At 51.6% G+C, this 16,803-nt stretch carries 15 protein-coding genes; all 15 read right to left on the reverse strand.

Features of this window, described 5'->3' with window-relative positions; all coding sequences use genetic code 11:
• Positions 1–23: 23 nt before the first annotated feature.
• Positions 24–1,274, reverse strand: a complete 1,251-nt coding sequence (gene fabD, locus V4U84_RS19730; RefSeq protein ID WP_334075369.1) for an ACP S-malonyltransferase — start codon at positions 1,272–1,274, stop codon at positions 24–26.
• Between the two features lie 347 nt (positions 1,275–1,621).
• Positions 1,622–4,036: an FtsX-like permease family protein gene (locus tag V4U84_RS19735; protein ID WP_334077797.1), complete on the reverse strand. Its 2,415-nt coding sequence runs from the start codon at positions 4,034–4,036 to the stop codon at positions 1,622–1,624.
• A gap of 3 nt (positions 4,037–4,039) precedes the next feature.
• A complete protein-coding gene (locus V4U84_RS19740) occupies positions 4,040–4,816 on the reverse strand; it encodes an ABC transporter ATP-binding protein (protein WP_334075367.1) in 777 nt (258 codons plus the stop codon).
• Positions 4,817–4,844: 28 nt separating this feature from the next.
• Positions 4,845–5,621 carry a DUF4097 family beta strand repeat-containing protein gene (locus V4U84_RS19745; protein WP_334077798.1) on the reverse strand — a complete coding sequence of 259 codons (777 nt, stop codon included), beginning with the start codon at positions 5,619–5,621 and terminating at the stop codon, positions 4,845–4,847.
• Between the two features lie 6 nt (positions 5,622–5,627).
• Complete coding sequence (locus V4U84_RS19750; RefSeq protein ID WP_334075365.1) at positions 5,628–6,170, reverse strand: HAAS signaling domain-containing protein; 543 nt, start codon at positions 6,168–6,170, stop codon at positions 5,628–5,630.
• Positions 6,167–6,484, reverse strand: coding sequence for a PadR family transcriptional regulator (locus V4U84_RS19755; RefSeq protein WP_334075364.1), 318 nt, complete (start codon positions 6,482–6,484; stop codon positions 6,167–6,169). The genes V4U84_RS19750 and V4U84_RS19755 overlap by 4 nt, the downstream gene beginning before the upstream one ends.
• A gap of 101 nt (positions 6,485–6,585) precedes the next feature.
• Positions 6,586–7,293, reverse strand: a complete 708-nt coding sequence (locus V4U84_RS19760) for a 4'-phosphopantetheinyl transferase family protein (RefSeq protein WP_334077799.1) — start codon at positions 7,291–7,293, stop codon at positions 6,586–6,588.
• Positions 7,290–8,111: a thioesterase II family protein gene (locus V4U84_RS19765; RefSeq protein WP_334075362.1), complete on the reverse strand. Its 822-nt coding sequence runs from the start codon at positions 8,109–8,111 to the stop codon at positions 7,290–7,292. Before V4U84_RS19765 ends, V4U84_RS19760 begins: the two co-directional genes overlap by 4 nt.
• Before the next feature lie 30 nt (positions 8,112–8,141).
• Positions 8,142–9,188, reverse strand: a complete 1,047-nt coding sequence (locus V4U84_RS19770; RefSeq protein WP_334077800.1) for a DUF5050 domain-containing protein — start codon at positions 9,186–9,188, stop codon at positions 8,142–8,144.
• Between the two features lie 343 nt (positions 9,189–9,531).
• Positions 9,532–10,413: a metal ABC transporter permease gene (locus V4U84_RS19775; protein ID WP_334075360.1), complete on the reverse strand. Its 882-nt coding sequence runs from the start codon at positions 10,411–10,413 to the stop codon at positions 9,532–9,534.
• Positions 10,413–11,384: a metal ABC transporter permease gene (locus V4U84_RS19780; RefSeq protein WP_334077801.1), complete on the reverse strand. Its 972-nt coding sequence runs from the start codon at positions 11,382–11,384 to the stop codon at positions 10,413–10,415. Before V4U84_RS19780 ends, V4U84_RS19775 begins: the two co-directional genes overlap by 1 nt.
• A gap of 5 nt (positions 11,385–11,389) precedes the next feature.
• Positions 11,390–12,148, reverse strand: coding sequence for a metal ABC transporter ATP-binding protein (locus tag V4U84_RS19785; protein ID WP_334075358.1), 759 nt, complete (start codon positions 12,146–12,148; stop codon positions 11,390–11,392).
• Positions 12,149–12,190: 42 nt separating this feature from the next.
• Positions 12,191–13,165: a metal ABC transporter solute-binding protein, Zn/Mn family gene (locus V4U84_RS19790; RefSeq protein ID WP_334077802.1), complete on the reverse strand. Its 975-nt coding sequence runs from the start codon at positions 13,163–13,165 to the stop codon at positions 12,191–12,193.
• 331 nt (positions 13,166–13,496) lie between these two features.
• Positions 13,497–15,539: a peptidoglycan D,D-transpeptidase FtsI family protein gene (locus V4U84_RS19795; protein ID WP_334075356.1), complete on the reverse strand. Its 2,043-nt coding sequence runs from the start codon at positions 15,537–15,539 to the stop codon at positions 13,497–13,499.
• Between the two features lie 100 nt (positions 15,540–15,639).
• On the reverse strand, positions 15,640–16,797 hold the full coding sequence (locus tag V4U84_RS19800; RefSeq protein ID WP_334075355.1) for a transglutaminase domain-containing protein: 1,158 nt from the start codon (positions 16,795–16,797) through the stop codon (positions 15,640–15,642).
• Positions 16,798–16,803 lie beyond the last annotated feature (6 nt).

Here is a 16,803-nt window from a genome sequence, read left to right on the forward strand (position 1 = left end):
CCATTTCCCCCCCAAAAAATAGATTATCGCTGCAATACGGCGGCCGACTGCCCGATGGCCTGCAGCTTGCTGAAGATGTCGTTCTGTTTGTCCGGCGGCAGTTGTTTGGTGTTCAAGATCTGCCGCAGCAATTCCCTTATCCGGTCCAGGATTTGATTGACGTCCAAATTCCCGTCCCGACGACGCATTTGTTCGATCAGTTCCCGGGTTTGCCGAATGGGCTCGACAACGCCGGTTGTGTAGGCCTCAGCATCCTCATTCCGGTTTCGGGCGATGAGGGCGGCCGTTAAAGCCGCCTGTGCCGCAGCGATCGCGGTTTCGCGCCGAGTCCCGTCCGCAGCGAATAACGGACGCAGCGTATTCATTTCTTGCGGATGCTCCACATGGAAGGTTTGTACGGCTGGATAAGTCTCTTTCATGAGCTGAGTCAGCACCTGGCGAGGCCCGACTTCCACCGCTCGCTCCATGTCATTCCGGTACAGGTACTCCATCGTCTCCCGCCAGCGAACCGGGTGAGTCATTTGGCGGTAGAGCAGCCCAACCAGATCCTCCCGCCCATAAGGCCGGGCTGTAACATTCGAGATAATCGGCCATCGGCCGGGCCGGGTTTCCACATTCCGCAATTCCAACGCCAGCTTGTCCGCCGCGGACTGCATCAGCGGGCTGTGGAAAGGAGCGCTCACGTTCAAATATTTCACGCTCGCATGCGGCGCCGCTTCCAGTACCCGATCCGCAACGGCCCGGACTGCCTCCTGGTGGCCGGCAATGACATGCTGCTGCAAAGAGTTGTAGCAGGCAATGACTACCTGCGAGGTTTCCGTCGTTGTCCTGCGGCACCACTCTTCCAGTTGGTCCGCGACTACATGAGTCACGGCGGCCATCGCGCCGAGACTGGAGGAGACCGCAGCTTGCATCAGCATCCCCCGTTTTCTTACAATGCTTAGTCCGTCCCGATAAGACATAACCCCGCTGCACACGAGGGCGGAATATTCGCCAAGACTGTGTCCCGCCATAAAACAGGGCTCCCAGCCCAGTTCTTGTCGGCCGATCTCGAAGGCCATGACGCTTACGGCCAAAATCGCCGGCTGTGTATTCATGGTCTGCATGAGTTCTTGATGACTGCCTTCAAAGCACAATTTGACAAGATCATAACCTAACGTGTCATTAGCTTCTTCGAACAACAGCTTTGCCGCGGTAAACTGATCGTGCAACTTTTTTCCCATGCCGACATATTGCGACCCTTGCCCCGGGAACAAAAAGGCGGTATTTGCCATACGCAGACCTCAATTCAAATATATTTAGTTGGATAAAAGTGGAGCAGGGTGTAAGAGTTTGAGCGATTGATGTTGGGTAGTGGATAATGAGAAAGAACTCTGAAGTGTGAGTCTTGAAGTGAAGCTTCTGACGCAACTCATAAAATGAAAGGATATGTTTTACATAGAGGTAATTATATAGAAGTGGATGATAATTAAGTAATTAACATCTAAAGTCAAATATACTATATACTTTTTACATGTCAATCCAATTATTGTATATTTCATGTAATATTTTAGTAAAAGTCTGCTTTGTTTACATTTTGCATCACCAAAAAGGCTTCCGGAACGAGCCGGAAGCCTGCTGATTAATCCACCGTCAACAACCTTGGAGACGTGGTTTGAACCGATTTGGATGCGGTCCAGGACCCGAGACAAGCCGCCGCAATACTTAGCGGAATCATCAAGGCTATGCCGCCTCCGTTCATGATCAACGGGACTTCCACGATGCCGTAGTCCGCCAGGACGAGGTTTAACAGAGGAGGAAGGCCCAAGAGCCCTAACGGGATTCCAACCAAAGCGCCGATCGCCGACAGGAACAGGATTCCCGCCGTTTCCGACAGACGGATCTGCCGGGAGGTCATGCCGATGGATTTGTAGATACCGTAGGTTCGGCTCTCTTTTTTCATATGAATCCGGCAGATGCTATAGATAATCACAAATGTAATTACGATGAACAGCAGTGCCATGACTGACATCGGAAGGACGATGATGGTGAAGGCTTGGGAAAACACCTCGTCAACCAGCGTGGCCTGGCTCGCCGTCCAAAGCACGTTTCCGTACCGCTGATGCAGCTCGCTCACGAACTGGTCGACCGACACGCCTTCCTTGAGATTGATGAACGTGGTATTCATCGTGCTGCCGTAATCCGGATTGACATTCCGGATGACATCGGCGGTAATTCGTCCCGTAAATGCCATATTCGCGATCGCCTGATAGATTCCGGTCACTTTAAGCGTATGTTTCTCGCCTTCAATGTAAATATCCAGCGAATCCCCCGCATGAATGCCTAAAGTCCGTGCTACGTTCACGCCGATGGAGATTTCCCGGGCGCCGGCCGGGTTTCGGCCCTCCACATTTTCATAGCCGATGTCATCGTAATTCCCGTCGGCCACCGTTAGCAGCACTCCCATCGTATCCGCCTGCCCTTTCGCGGAGGACCCTTGATTCTTCAGCGGCAAAACCGCGTTCGCGTCCCCATAGCGGGAATAGTTTTTCACTCGGGGATCCGACAACACCTCTTCCTGCAACCGGTCGAAGGTCAATTTGGCGGGATTATCGATTCTTACCGATAAGTCGGCCGAATCATATCCCCATTTCGCGATAGTTCCATGAATGGAAGAGATGCTGTTCACGAACAGGAAACCGAACACGAGGACGGAAGTAGATAAAGCGGATATCAGAACAATCAGCACCGAACCGCGAACATTCTTCGTGACGCCTCTAAGACCGATGATTAACGAGGTGGGGAGCGTGCCCAACTGAAGCAGTTTCCCTTTCCAGCTTCCGCTTCCGCCCGCTTTCCGGGAATACTCTTTCTCCGACATGCCGTAACGGACGGCTTGGGCCGGCTCCACTGCGCGGGCCTTGTAAGAGAATAGCAGCGCGGAGAGGAAGATCATCACGACAACGGCTGCTCCGAGCCAAACGGCGAGCATCGAATAAGCGTTGTTCATATCGGCGGAGCCTATGCTGAGATAAGCCATGGAGCCGGCAACGATTTTGGCGGAGAAGACATAACTGGCCAAAATCCCGGGTATGACCGAAATGAACGCCAAAAACGTATACTGGGTGACATAGGCCAAAATAACTTTACGGGAGGATAGGCCGACGGACTTGATGATTCCGATCGTACGGTAGCTTGATAGGATCGCGTCGGAAATGGTGAATCCCAGTGTGTAAAGCGCGACCGCGATCATGACGACAGCCAGAAAGATCATCACGAAACTAATGACCTGATTCGCTATCATATAATAGGACGACAGACTCTCGAAGTCTTTTACCGATTCCAGGTAAGGGGCTCCCAGAAACTGTTCGAACCTCTCCCAATAGGCCCTGTTTTGACTGTAATCGTCAAATCGCAGACCCGTCATGTACTTATCGTCCCCCTGTAGAGCCGACAAGTTTGTATTGTAGTCCTGATGGTTCAGCCAGATCCGGCCGCTGGTCGCGAAGGGGGAGCAATAGGAAATATCTACGACCACGGCGGCAACGTTGAGCCGGAAGCTTCCTTCGTCGGTTTTAAACTCGATTGCGTCTCCGACATGAATATTGTTGGAATAAGCGAGAGATGTGGGGATCCAGGCCGTTCCGGCCTCGGGTGAGCTGCTTTCTTCTCCTTCCGCAAACAACAGGCGGTCAACGGGAAAAGGTCCGTTCGGCGTATCCATCATGTACAAATCGACATTGGGAATCTCTTTCCCGGCGTGCGACATGCTGGACAAATAGCGGTACCGCATTACTTCGGAGACGGTGACTCCCTCCTGCCCCGCCCACCATTGCTGAACCCGGTAGGGGTCGTAAATCCCGTTCTCCAGCCGTAGTATTTGATGGGCGCCGCGGGTCTCGGCGTGCATCTGCTCATACATCCGATTCGTGTTGTTAAGGACCAGGACAGCCGTCGACAGAAGCAGGGCCGCAAGCATGATGATGATGGCAATGAAGCTGTTTTGAACTTTTTTGTTCTTCAGATTCGTCCAACAAAGCTTCCAAACGGCATACATGCCTTATCTCCCCTTCCCTGACATGAACATGAAGATTTGGCTTTCTCTTGCTTTCAATTGTTCCGGCGTATACTTGCCTAGTTCCAAAATACCGTCGATCATACCGTCCTTGACCAGAATCAGCCGATCCGCCCTGCAAGCCGCCTTGATATCGTGCGTCACCATCATTATGGATTGGCCGGTCCGGTTCATATCCGTCAACAGGTCGAGAATGATCGTCCCCTGCTCTTGACTCAGCGCCCCGGTGGGCTCATCGGCAAAGATCACCTCGGGCGAGTTGATCAGGGCTCTGGCGATGGCCGCCCTTTGCTGCTGACCGCCGGAAACCTGGGAAGGCAAGCGGTCGGCCTGCTCCCCGATGCCCATCGTTTTCAACAGCTTCAAGGCTTGTTTATTCACATCGTTCTTGCTTCGCCCGGCCACATAACCCGGGAAGGCCACATTTTCCAGCAGGGTGAAATCCGGAATCAGGTTGATCGATTGATACACGTAGCCGATTTTACTGGAGCGGAAATCCGTGATTTCTTTTTCCGAATAGGCATCAATCCGCTGTCCTTTGAAGAACACCTTTCCGGAACTAACCGTATCCAATCCGCTTAGGAGGTACAACAACGTGGACTTTCCCGATCCCGAGCTTCCCATAATCACTGTGAAATCGCCTTTATAGACCTCCAGATCGATCTTTTTTGCCGCGTGAAATTGTTCGGTTCCGGTCGAGTAAGTTTTGCACAAATCCTCCGTCTTGATCAAAACGACTTTGCTGGCATTTGGGGTTATCATAAGGGCGCCCTCCTAAAAGTGGGATTTCTCATTTTTGAAGCTCGTTACTCTGTTTGACGGTTAGATTGCCGGTGTCGGAGACCAGTTCCACCCATGGCCCCCCTTTCCCGATCCCATCGTCCCGATAGTTCGGCAATGAAACGTCGGTCTTTCCCGAACCCGTGGATAATTTCGTTCGCAGCGCTTGCGGAATCAGGGCCGTTTGGATCGTAATATCGCCGGTATCCGTTTCGGCATGGATGTCGTGGGCAATGTGACGGAGTGAGGCCGCAATGGTGCCGGTGTCCGTCCTGGCCTGAATTTCTCCCTCTTGGACATCCAATCGGATCGAGCCCGTATCGCTTGCCGCCGAATAGATATCCGCTGAAACGGAACCTATCGAAATATCTCCCGTGTCCGAAACGACCTGCAGACGGCTTAGCTTTTTCTCCGGGATCCCCACGGTCAACTTAAGATCCGTATAGATATCAAGAAATTTAAATCTACTGTCCTGGACAACTTTGATCCGGACGCTCCCTTGGTCTTCCGTGATATCTATCCGGTAATCCTCCAGCCACTTTTTCGTCGTCTTCCCACCCAACGCTGTCCGGATTTCATTTCCTTCGATCGGAAGTACCTCGACCTTTTCCGTATCCGTTTCAATACGGATTTCGTCCGCCAACTCCGCACCGAAGGTCCGTTCGACGGAAAGATCGCCCAAGTTAAATGGAGAATTGCCCAGCAGATACATAACCGCGTTTCCAACCACCGAGACGGCGATCAGCAGAAGGGCGAGTCTGCTTATTTTTCGTAATCTCCGGGTCAACTCAGATCACTCCCTTCTCATCATTTTCAGGTTATATTTCAGATACCGGATGACAAGACGATAGTACAACCGGGTTAATTGGATGATCCCGACCAGAAGCAGCAGACCTGTGCCGACCAGCCCCAACATCAGGAAAAAGTCGCTGATAACAACCGTGAGGATCGGATGCTGCATGATCAGCAAGACCGGCGAAATCATCAAGAAGAGAGCGAAGCCGAATAGTCCGGCAAGGACAGCCAACGAGGCGGCAAAGGGGATCAGGACGATAACCAGATTGAACAATCCCAAACTTACGGTCGCCAGAACCGCCTTGGTTACGCTAGCCAGCGAGGGGGAATTTCCCGCCAGCCGAATTTGAAATTGGGCAAGCACGGCCCGTGCGACCAATTGGGGTTGGCCCAACCTGGAGATGATCTCTTCTTCGGACCGTCCGTTTAATTCGGCCATCTCGAAATGCTCTCGGTAATCAGCCATGGCTTCGGCCCTTTCATCGGGAGGCAGCGGCTTAAGATATTGGGACAGTTCGTTCAAGTAGTCTTCTTTCTTCACTCTGAACCCTCCTCAATCATCTCCTGCACCCCTTTGGCAAACTTACTCCATTCTTCGATTAATTCATGCATGACTTTTCTTCCCTCATCCGTAATCTTATAGTATTTCCGGGGAGGGCCCTCATCCGACTCAAACAGATACGTTGAAAATAGTCCTTCGGCAGCCAACCGCCTTAACAACGGATAAATCGTACCTTCCGCGATTTCAAATTTTTGCGAAATCTGATCCACTAACTCATATCCGTAGCGGTCCTTCTTGGCCGTTAATACCAGGACACAAAGCTCCAACACACCTTTCTTGAATTGAATATTCAATATCTTCCACCACGCTTTGTTTAGTACTGAGCATTGTGCAGTAGCTGGATAACCAAATATTAACATACGGTACTGTTTAATGCAAGGTACCTGTTATTAATTTATCCGTCGGTGTGCTGGAGCCCTCTTCTACCTATGCTCGAAACGATATCCTTGACCGAGATTTGCCGCACCCGGATCGGTCCGGGGCTGTCGGCGCAAACCGCCAGCTTGTAGCTCCCCTTGATCGTACAGCTCTGAATGAATGCGGGGATTCGATCATTCGAATGCAGTTCGACCGAAGGGCCCTCCAAGTTGAAGTAGAAAGCATCCAAAGGTTTTTGCAATCCGACCCCCAAAAATTTGATATAGCTTTCCTTTAGGGTCCACAGCTCAAATAACGCATCCATCCGCTGCTCCTGCTCCCTGGAAAGAAGATATGCATATTCGCTAGCATGAAAAAATTTACTGGCGATCCCCAAGTCCATGCTCTTGACCTCTTCGATATCGATCCCGATTTCCTCCTGATCCAAACCGCAGATCACATATCTTCCCGAATGGGAGAGGTTAAAAAAAATCCGGTGCTGCCCCCGAATATAGGGCTTTCCGTATCGGTTTTTGTCGAAGATCAATTCATTCATCGACAGTCCGGTTTTCCCGGCGACCATATAACGGGCCAAAGCTTCTCCGTAAACGGCTCTTTTTCGATCCGACTCAAAGCGAAACCGGTTCGCTTCCATGCGTTTTTCCCGTGAGCAGATCCCCAGCAAGGTATCGTTGTCTTGGCAGGAGATTTCTTCTTCAATGTCGACGTAATACATCTCTATCATCTTCGCTCGATCGTCCTTTCCGCGCCGTTCCGTGCATCCAACTCGATCAGTTTATTCCGCAGATGCGTCAGGACAGGGCCGGGCTGATCCACAAAATAAAAGTGGTTGCCTTGAAACATCGTAAGCGCGAACGTTTTGGAAGTATACCGCTTCCAGCCCTCCAGCTCATCTCCCTTAGCCAGGTGGTCCCTGCTGGCCCCGTAAACTTCTATGGAAATCGGCAGCGGCGCAGCATGCTCCGGCTGGTAGGTTTCGCACAGCTTCATATCTTTTCGAAATGTAGGCAGAATCATCTCCAAGAAGTCCCGATTCTGACGGAGCACCTCCGGAATTCCTCCCAAATGGACGATGTTATCAAGAAACTCCGCATCGCTTTTCATATATAGTTTGTCATCATTATTTTCCGTCAAGCTTTCCGTAAATCGGTTCATATGATGGGGAGCCCTGACACAAGAAATAATCAACCCTTCCGGCAGTCGCCATCCCAGATGCTGCATCCTCCGCGCCAGTTCGTAAACGACAAGTCCTCCCATACTGTGCCCGAACAAAACATAGGGGACATCCGTATACTCCCCCATCTCTTCCGACAGTGAATGGATCAACCTGTCCATGCGGTCGATGGAAGGTTCCGCGAATCTGGCACCCCTGCCGGGAAGCCGCACGAAACAAGTCTCCACGAATTCGGGCATGTCCTCTTCCCAACGCAAGTAGGTAGAAACATCGCCTCCCGCCGGAGGGAACAGAAATAACCTTAAACGGATTTCGGACCTACTTCGTTTTCTTTTGAACATAAACCATCGCTGGACCTCTTGGATCATCTATTATTTGCCCTCCTATTCGCATATGGGTCATATTCCCTTTAAAATCGCAAAGGAGTCGTCGTTTCGGTTTTGGAAAACGAGATGCCGCTTAATACTGCCCAGGTAGTCGGAATAGAAAAATTCGTTGCTGCCAACCTGGCGCAGCCCTGAACCATCCATTCGGATGGCGAATATTCCCCCTGTTTCCCTATCTTCATCACTTACGGTGAAATATGCCCATCCATCCAAAACATCCAGGGGCTCGAGATCCCAACCGATAATTTTACGCACAATTTCATCCCCCTTTTGGAACAGATGAAGGTAAGTTGCGTGCTTATCCCTATCACGTTCCACAAAAAAGAACGAATCCGAATCTGCTTCACCTATGTAATCATCCATAAAAAAGAAGTAAGAAGATAGTTGCTCCTCCTTGGTCTTCTTGAAAATCTGATCGAAGGCCGTTTCGTCGTCATCGTTCTCCTCAATATACATCTCGCCCGTGGATGGCAAGGGCTGTCTCATCAGTGGAAAATAGATATCGCCAAGGGTTTGTATTCCGTAGCCAATGTAATAATGATATTTTTTGTCCTGCGGATTCAATACAATCGGATTTACCCTTATCTTCGAACTCCCGTCAAGCGATATTCGATACACGCCCGGGTCGATGCTATTGGTAGTATAATAAATACTTTGGCTCTTGAGGAAAAATAGATCGATCTCTCCTAGGTTGGTCAAGCGCGTTAATTTTTTGGAGGACATGGTAAACTTGTAAATATCACCGGTTTGGCCATCTCCCTGCTTAAGAAAATAAACCGTCTCGTAGTCTTTATAGAGGACATTGCTGAAATTCCCTTTAAGGATTGAATAAGTCTTCGTCTTATCTCCGTTTACGATCGTTTTGTACAAGCCGTCACTAGCTTTTGCCCAAAAGATCGTCAAAGGTTCCGTGGTTTTTTGACGAGGAATGTTATGAATTCTAATGGTCAATTCGGAGGCTTGCTCAAGATTAAGATTGCTTCGGCTTGCCCCCATTAACGGTATACAAATCAACACAGCCGTAAGTAGAACCATAATTTGCCGTTTGCTCAATATCATTCACTTCTCCCTAAATAAATGAAGTAGTAGCTAAATCCGACAGCGCCTGTCCTCGTACAACTATTCGACTTTAGGAATTATTTTCCTCCCAAGGTATGAGGCATCCCCTTCAAAAGTTGCAAATCTACAGGAATTTCCGGTGGTTTTCACAAATGAGTCCTCTTCAACGTAAAAGCCTGCAGATTTGCAGGAATTTCACAAAGTACCAGGTCTAAATATGTCAAACCAGCCCCAATCCAAACAAAAGGCCCCCTAGAGCAGGGGACCCTGAACTGCATAAAGATATGCTTTTCCCGAATTGTCGATACCGTTGACACCGCCGGCTAGCCGGCGCTTAGGCCGTTCAGGCCGACGCCGTCTTCAGCTTGCGGCGCTTCTGGTAGCGGGCCAACAGCCCGTGCAGCGGCGAGAAAACAAACGCCAACACGAACAGGATGCCCGCCACCGTGATCATCGCGCCCGCGATGGAAGCGTCCAGCCATTTGGCGGCATAGTAGCCGCCCGCGGAGCTGACGGCGCCGATCAGTACGCTGTACAGCAGCATCACGCTGAGCCGGTCGGTCAGCAGGTAAGCCGTCGAGGCCGGAACGATCAGCATACCGACGACCAGAATAGCTCCAACACTTTCAAAAGAGGCCACTGTCGACAGCGACACCATCCCCATCAACAGGTAGTGGAATAGGGCCACGGGGATGCCCACCGCTGCGGCAAGCGCCGGATCGAAGGCGCACAGCTTGAACTGCTTGTAAAAGAGACCGATGACCGTCAGCACAAGCACGAGCGTTCCGCCGAGCATCCACACGGCGACCGGTCCGAAATCATAGCCGTTCCAGATGAGCGTATCCCACTGGACATAGGCGATCTCCCCGAACAGGACGCAATCCAGATCGAGATCGATATGCGCCGCGTTTCGGCTGATCAGAATGACCCCGATGGCGAACAGCGCGGTAAACACGATGCCGATGGAGGCATCGGATTGGAGGCCGCCCTGCTGCAGCAGTTGAATCAGAAAGACCGTGATCAAGCCTAAAACGGCGGCCCCGACCAGCATCAGAAGCGAATCCCTGGAACTGCTGACCAGAAAAGCGATCGCGATGCCGGGCAGGACGGAGTGGCTGATCGCATCGCCCACCATCGCCATTTTGCGGAGAACCAGGAAGCAGCCCAGTACCCCGCAGGTCGCGGCAACCAATGTGCCGGTTAGTATGATCCAAAAATCCGCCATCAGTCCGCACTCCTTTCCGCTGCTTGCGTTCTTTGCGAAATCCCCGGCATGTCGACGACCGCGGATTCGAAGCTTCGCCGAAGGTCATTCCTCTGCCGGAGCCGGCGGACCAGCTTGGCGACCAGCCCGCGATTCGGCGCGAATACCGCCGATACGACGAACAAGGAGGTCGCGGCGAGCACGGTGACCGGCCCGGTCGGCAGATTTGACAGCGTGCCGCTGATCAGGGTGCCCGTCACCCCCGAGAGCGCCCCGAACAGACCGGCCAGGACGACCATGACGCTTAAAGCGTCCGTCCAATAACGGGCCGCCACCGCGGGAGTGATCAGGAGCGCTGCGACCAGCACCACTCCCACGGCCTGAATGCCGACCACGACGGCAATAACCGTCATAAGGAGCAGCAGCTGTTCCAGCAGGCCGACCCTCAACCCCCCCATGCCCCGGGCAAACCCGGGATCAAAACTGACCAGCTTGAATTCCTTAAACAGCAGAGTGCATACGGCCACAAGGATGAGTGAAACGATACCGACCAGATAAACATCGGACAGCATCATGGAAGCCGCCTGGCCGAACATATATTTGTCCAGCCCGCTCTGATTGCCGTTGCCGCTGTGCTGGATTTTGGTCATCATGACCACGCCGATCCCGAAAAACACGGACAACACGATGCCCAGCGCGGCATCCTGCTTGATCCGGGAATAGCGGGTAATGGCATGGATGCCGAAGGTAGCAACCACGCCCGCCAAAACGGCTCCGATCATAAAGAGCCCGATCGACTTCACTCCGCTGAGCATAAACGCGATGCAGATGCCGGGAAGCGCGGCGTGCGCCAGCGCATCGCCAAGCAAGCTTTGTTTGCGGAGGAAGGTAAATGAGCCGATCACCCCGGTGCCGAGCCCGAGCAGTAAGGAACCCATCAGGATCCACTGCATATTCGGATCGGTCAGCCAATTTATCAACGAGGCTATCATAAGTCTTACACCTTCCCTGCCGGTACGGCGGCAAAATCCTGCAGCATGGCGATTCTTCCGCCGTAGGTTTTTTGCAAATATTCCGGTGTAAAAATGTCGGAGGTCGGCCCCGACGCCACCAGTTCTCCATTGAGGAGCATCACATGATCAAAATATTCCTGAACGGTGGACAGATCGTGGTGCACGACCAACACCGTTTTCCCCTGGTCTTTCAGTTCGTGCAGCAGTTGGATGATCGCTTTCTCCGTCGTGGCGTCCACGCCGGCAAACGGCTCATCCATAAAATACAGCTTGGCGTTCTGAGCCAGCGCCCGGGCCAGAAATACCCGCTGCTGCTGGCCGCCGGACAATTGGCTGATCTGCCGCCCGGCATAGTCCGCCATGCCGACTTTGGTCAGGCATTCCAGGGCAATTTCCCGCTCCTTCGCGCCCGGGCGGCGAAGCCAGCCCAGATGGCCGTACCGGCCCATCATTACGACGTCCAGAGCGTTCGTGGGAAAATCCCAATCCACGGATTCGCGCTGCGGTACGTAACCTACATTTTTACGCTGCTCACGGTAGGGTTGGCCAAAGATTTTCACTTCGCCCCCCACCTTGGGAATCAAGCCGAGCACGGCTTTCAGCAGCGTCGATTTTCCCGCTCCATTCGGCCCCAACACACCGATCAATTTCCCCGACGGGATTTGAAACGAAACGGAGCGAAGCACCGGTTTTTTCTGATAGGCGACGGTAAGTTGATCAACTTCAAGAGGATAGATCGTCATCGCTTGCTCTCCTTTACTCTGGGCTCATTTCACCCTAACAGTCTATTTCAAAGCCCCCACAATGGTGTTCACATTATGGCGTACCATTTTAATGTAAGTGTCCGCTTCGGAACCCGGTTCGCCCAACGAATCGGAATACAGCTCTCCGCCGATTTTGACCTCATGCCCCAATTCCTTGGCTCCGGCAATGACCGCTTCCATCGATTTTGTGGGAATGCTGTTCTCCACGAAGACGGCTTTGATTTGATTCTTCACCAAAAAATCGCGCAGCTCGCTGACATCCTTCGATCCGTATTCCGCCGCCGTACTGATGCCCTGCAGGCCCATCACCTCGATACCGTAAGCGTCTCCGAAGTAACCGAAGGCGTCATGCGCGGTAACCAGCACGCGTCCGGCTTCCGGAATTTCCGCGATCCGCGCCCGAACCTCGTCGTCCAGTTCCGTCAGCTCCGTGATATAGGCATCGGCGTTTTGCTTGTAGGTATCGGCATGGGCCGGATCGTATTCCGTCAGTGTATCGCGAATCGTTTCGGCCGCCGTAACCCAATACTTCACATTAAACCAAATATGCGGGTCATATTGCGTTCCTTGCTCCTTATCCCCGGCTCTTAGCTGAGTGGGATCGATATTTTTGGATACGGCGACCGTCGGCTTGTGTTTCTCAAGCTTCTCCAGAATCTCCGTCATCTTCCCTTCCAGATGCAGTCCTCCGTAAAAAATCATTTGGGCCTCGTCGAGCTTCTGAATATCTCCCTGAGATGCCTTATATAAGTGCGGATCCACCCCAGGTCCCATCAGTCCGTGGACCTCCACTTCCTCGCCGCCGATTTCCTGAACTACATCCGTGATCATCCCAATCGTGGCCACCACCTGAATCTTGCCGGCATCGGCCGGCCTCTTCGCCCGATCCGCGCTTCCCTCCACCTTGGAGCAGGCCGCCAAAATGATCAGAGCCAATACGCCTAGCGTCATCTTCGCCCGTTGCAGCGGACTTTTCTTCACCTTGATTTCGTTCATTTGTTCTCTCCTCCCACATTTTCGGCGTCCACGCCCATTTGTTGTACAAGTAAATATTTGTTTCCCTGTAGATTATTTTTTTAGTTGAGTGTAAAAAAGTTTCCTCAAGGCAAATTTTAAGGGATAAACATACAAAAAAGCAAGAGGAATTTTTCCTCTTGCTTGGCTGATGGATGGATATAACTTGAAAAAGAGGCACGTGTCATCCGATAAAGTGGCTCGGTAAATTAGCTGGAAAAGATCCCGTTAAATCGAAACGCACATTCCCGCATAACCGGTGCGAACCGGCCGTATATCTGCAGGTCAACGCATTTCCGGCATTCAAGGGCGATTAATCCTGCTTCTTCCCGTCAGTCTGCCCATTTTGCTGCTTCAAAGATTTCTTCGGCACGCCGTCGAGCCCATATTCCTGATCGTAAGCCTCAAAAATTTTGCGGGCCACCGGCGCGGCGCTGTGGGCACCAAAGCCCCCTTCCGGTATCACCACGGCCACAGCTAATTTAGGATTTTCGCGTGGAGCAAAAGCGATAAAGACCCCGTTCTCTAATCTTTTACCTTTGTAGTCTTGCTCTGATGTCCCCGTTTTTCTAGCAAAATCATACGCAAAACCGTTAAACGCGCTTACCTCTGTGCGCATCCCTCTTATTACTTCATCCCAATAGTTATCTTTAAATTTAACTTCATTCAATACTTTTGGTTCGATTTTTTTAATGATATTCCCTTCCGAATCTGTAATTTTAGTGACTAAATGGGGTTCCATCCGCTTTCCTCTATTGGCTATAGTAGCTACATATTGGGCAAGCTGCATTGCCGTATATTTACCTTGCTGTCCGAAGGAAGCGAGAGCCAACCGGGTCAGTGGTGTTTCCGTTTTATTAAAGTACTCAAGCTTTCCTAGATACTCATTAGGTAAATCCACGCCGGTAGAAACTCCCAATCCAAACTCCTTCATGTGCTTATCCCATACGTCAATTCCTTTGGCTCCGTACTTGTTATACAACTTCTCGCCAACCATATCCACCATAAAGGCATTGGAAGAATGACGGATCGCTTCCGCTGGGTCCAGTGACCCATAAACATGCCCACCTGAGTTGCGAACCCGGGAGGAATCATTTTTGCCAAAATAGGCTACTCCACGGTCAGAATATGTGGTGCTCGTAGTAAATAAATTTTCATTCAGTCCAACTAGTACCGATAATGGCTTTACTGTCGAGCCCAATAATACCGTGGATTCAAAATTATGACCGGAACGTCCTGAACTATATGGAGTAACCGTGCCATTTTGATAATTCGAGCTTATTTTATTCCATTCCTCTTTCGGAACACTACCACTTTGCCAAAGGTTTGTATCATAATCCGGCATACTGGCCATAGCCACCACATTGCCGGTGTCCACTTCCATCGCTACCGCATAGCCTGTATTTGCATAAGGATGTGTCTTTCCCGATACGGCATTACGGTGTACCCAGTTGATTTGGTCCATAATCGCTTGCTCGGTCACCAATTGTATATTTTTATTTATTGAAGTATGAAGATCATATCCTTTGACGGGCGGAGTCACCTCCGGAATCCCGTTCGCCATATTACGCGGATCTATGGGGATGCTCTTAAAACCGTTTTTACCGCGCAATTCAGCCTGATAATAAAGTTCCAGTCCATCGTACCCCACATTTTCTGTTTCGGTATAGTGCAAGGAAGGATCTTTTTCTTCCTGGGCTCTAATCTGCTTATAGAACTCAAGATTCGTTGATGCATTGGAATACTTGCGGATGTATCCTATTGCCTGAACCGCAACCGTATCTTTATCATAATGTCGAATGTTTTCTTCCACGACCTCAATTCCCGGGAATTGATCCTTGCGTTCGAGAAAGTATGCCACTTCCTTCGGCTTAAGATCCATTTTGATCCGCCGAGGCGTAAAACCTCCATTTTGCCGGTAATCCAGGTCCATCGCCTCAATAATATCTTCCTTGGTCATTTTCTCCGTCTTCGGATCACCGTACTTATCGAAGACTTCTTTAAGCTTGTCGACCAAAGCCATGGCTTCCGGACGGTTCTTCTCACCGCTTTTTTTGCTGTAATCCTTCTGCAACGTAATATACAGCGATTGCACCGGCGTGGAATACGCCAGCTTCTCGCCGCCGGCTGCATAGATCGTTCCCCGGGTAGGCGGCAGAGGCACGTCTTTAATCCGCATGGCGGTTTCCTGCTTGGACAAGGTGGGTCCTTCGACAAACTGCAGGATCGCCAGGCGAACGATAATCACGGTAAAAATGGCAAACGCGCTGAAGAAAAACAAATTCAAGCGGATATTAAAATGACGCTGCATCACAGCTTCTTGTTCGCGCGGATCGTCAGAGTACACACTTTTCATTTCCGTTTCCCCTCTTTACCCCTTTTGATTCTTAAAACTCCGTACTCTTATATTAGCATAACGAAAAAGGGCATGGCGAAGTTACAGCGTTTCCCAGCTTTTAGACGAGCTTGTCGGGAATATGCGTCTCCTCAAAAGCGGGCGGATTAAACCAATCCCCGCTGCTCGCCCAAGTGGCGTCGAGCGGAATCCATTTCTTCTGCTCTTTCAGATATACCTCGTTCCACGCATGCGGGCCGTACCCGCCGCGGCCGTCATAACCCAGCCCGGTAACCACTTTGACATCCAGCCCTTGCGAACGGGCCATCACCGCATACAACCGGGAATAGTCGATACATACCCCCCGCTTGGTGTCGAAGGTCTTCTGCGGCGTCTGCTCGCGCCAATGGCCATTGTCCTCATAGTCCCGGACCTTCTCGTAATCATAAGTCACGCGCGATCCGACCCAATCGTACAGCAGGCGCGCCTTTTCCTCATCGTTTCCGGCCCCTTTGGTAATTTCCGCCGCCGCCAGTTCAATATCCTGAGGGATATTGGCATCGATGACCTCGTATCTCTGCTGAAGAATGCCGTTCAGTTCTTCCTCGACACTGCGGGTGAAAACGGGCAGCTTCTCCTTGATCAAATTGCCCGACAGCGGTTCGATGACCGTACGCGCCCCATGCTGGTAAACCGGGGAAGCCTGTACATACCGGCTAAACCCGCTGTCCGGGAACAGCGTTACGGCAATAAACAAGACGGCGATCACCATTAAACACCGGGCCGCACCGATCACTGCGCCGATTCCTGCACCCGCAAGACGGCTGAGCAGGGAGGCCGGACGCTCCCCGCCGAAGACGAGCCGCCCCAAAAACGAGCTGCCCTTGCCTCCCAGCGCAAACGCCGAAGCAAGCCCCAGCACCGTGCGGATGAGCCAATAACTGATCATGAACAACACCGCAAAACGCATCAGCGAAAAATCCCGTACAGCCGTCAGCAGCGTAAAATAGACCTGCTCCCATCGGGATAAGTCCCGCGCGGGCAGCTTGATGCCGGCCAGCCATTCTTGTACGATCGGCGACAGCCAGACCGTAAGGGGGATCGAAGCCAGCAAGCCGAGCACCGACAGTATGCCCCCGCTGAGCAGCGACACCAGCCTGCCCGCGCTGCGCGAGGCCCCCCGCAGCAAGCCCTGCGTTATGGAAAACAGCAGGATGACCAACAACAAAGCGGAAACCAGATTCAAATCGAACAAGCTCTGCAGCCAACTCTCCGTCATCGTCAC

The organism is Paenibacillus sanfengchensis (assembly GCF_036864765.1).
Taxonomy (GTDB): domain Bacteria; phylum Bacillota; class Bacilli; order Paenibacillales; family Paenibacillaceae; genus Fontibacillus; species Fontibacillus sanfengchensis.

What these genes read in the sequence shown, in the direction of transcription:
- fabD (WP_334075369.1), bottom strand. Translation starts at nt 1,274, where the DNA reads ATGGCAAATACCGCCTTTTTGTTCCCGGGGCAAGGGTCGCAATATGTC.
- V4U84_RS19735 (WP_334077797.1), bottom strand. Translation starts at nt 4,036, where the DNA reads ATGTATGCCGTTTGGAAGCTTTGTTGGACGAATCTGAAGAACAAAAAA.
- V4U84_RS19740 (WP_334075367.1), bottom strand. Translation starts at nt 4,816, where the DNA reads ATGATAACCCCAAATGCCAGCAAAGTCGTTTTGATCAAGACGGAGGAT.
- V4U84_RS19760 (WP_334077799.1), bottom strand. Translation starts at nt 7,293, where the DNA reads ATGATAGAGATGTATTACGTCGACATTGAAGAAGAAATCTCCTGCCAA.
- V4U84_RS19765 (WP_334075362.1), bottom strand. Translation starts at nt 8,111, where the DNA reads ATGATCCAAGAGGTCCAGCGATGGTTTATGTTCAAAAGAAAACGAAGT.
- V4U84_RS19770 (WP_334077800.1), bottom strand. Translation starts at nt 9,188, where the DNA reads ATGATATTGAGCAAACGGCAAATTATGGTTCTACTTACGGCTGTGTTG.
- V4U84_RS19775 (WP_334075360.1), bottom strand. Translation starts at nt 10,413, where the DNA reads ATGGCGGATTTTTGGATCATACTAACCGGCACATTGGTTGCCGCGACC.
- V4U84_RS19780 (WP_334077801.1), bottom strand. Translation starts at nt 11,384, where the DNA reads ATGATAGCCTCGTTGATAAATTGGCTGACCGATCCGAATATGCAGTGG.
- V4U84_RS19785 (WP_334075358.1), bottom strand. Translation starts at nt 12,148, where the DNA reads ATGACGATCTATCCTCTTGAAGTTGATCAACTTACCGTCGCCTATCAG.
- V4U84_RS19790 (WP_334077802.1), bottom strand. Translation starts at nt 13,165, where the DNA reads ATGAACGAAATCAAGGTGAAGAAAAGTCCGCTGCAACGGGCGAAGATG.
- V4U84_RS19795 (WP_334075356.1), bottom strand. Translation starts at nt 15,539, where the DNA reads ATGAAAAGTGTGTACTCTGACGATCCGCGCGAACAAGAAGCTGTGATG.
- V4U84_RS19800 (WP_334075355.1), bottom strand. Translation starts at nt 16,797, where the DNA reads ATGACGGAGAGTTGGCTGCAGAGCTTGTTCGATTTGAATCTGGTTTCC.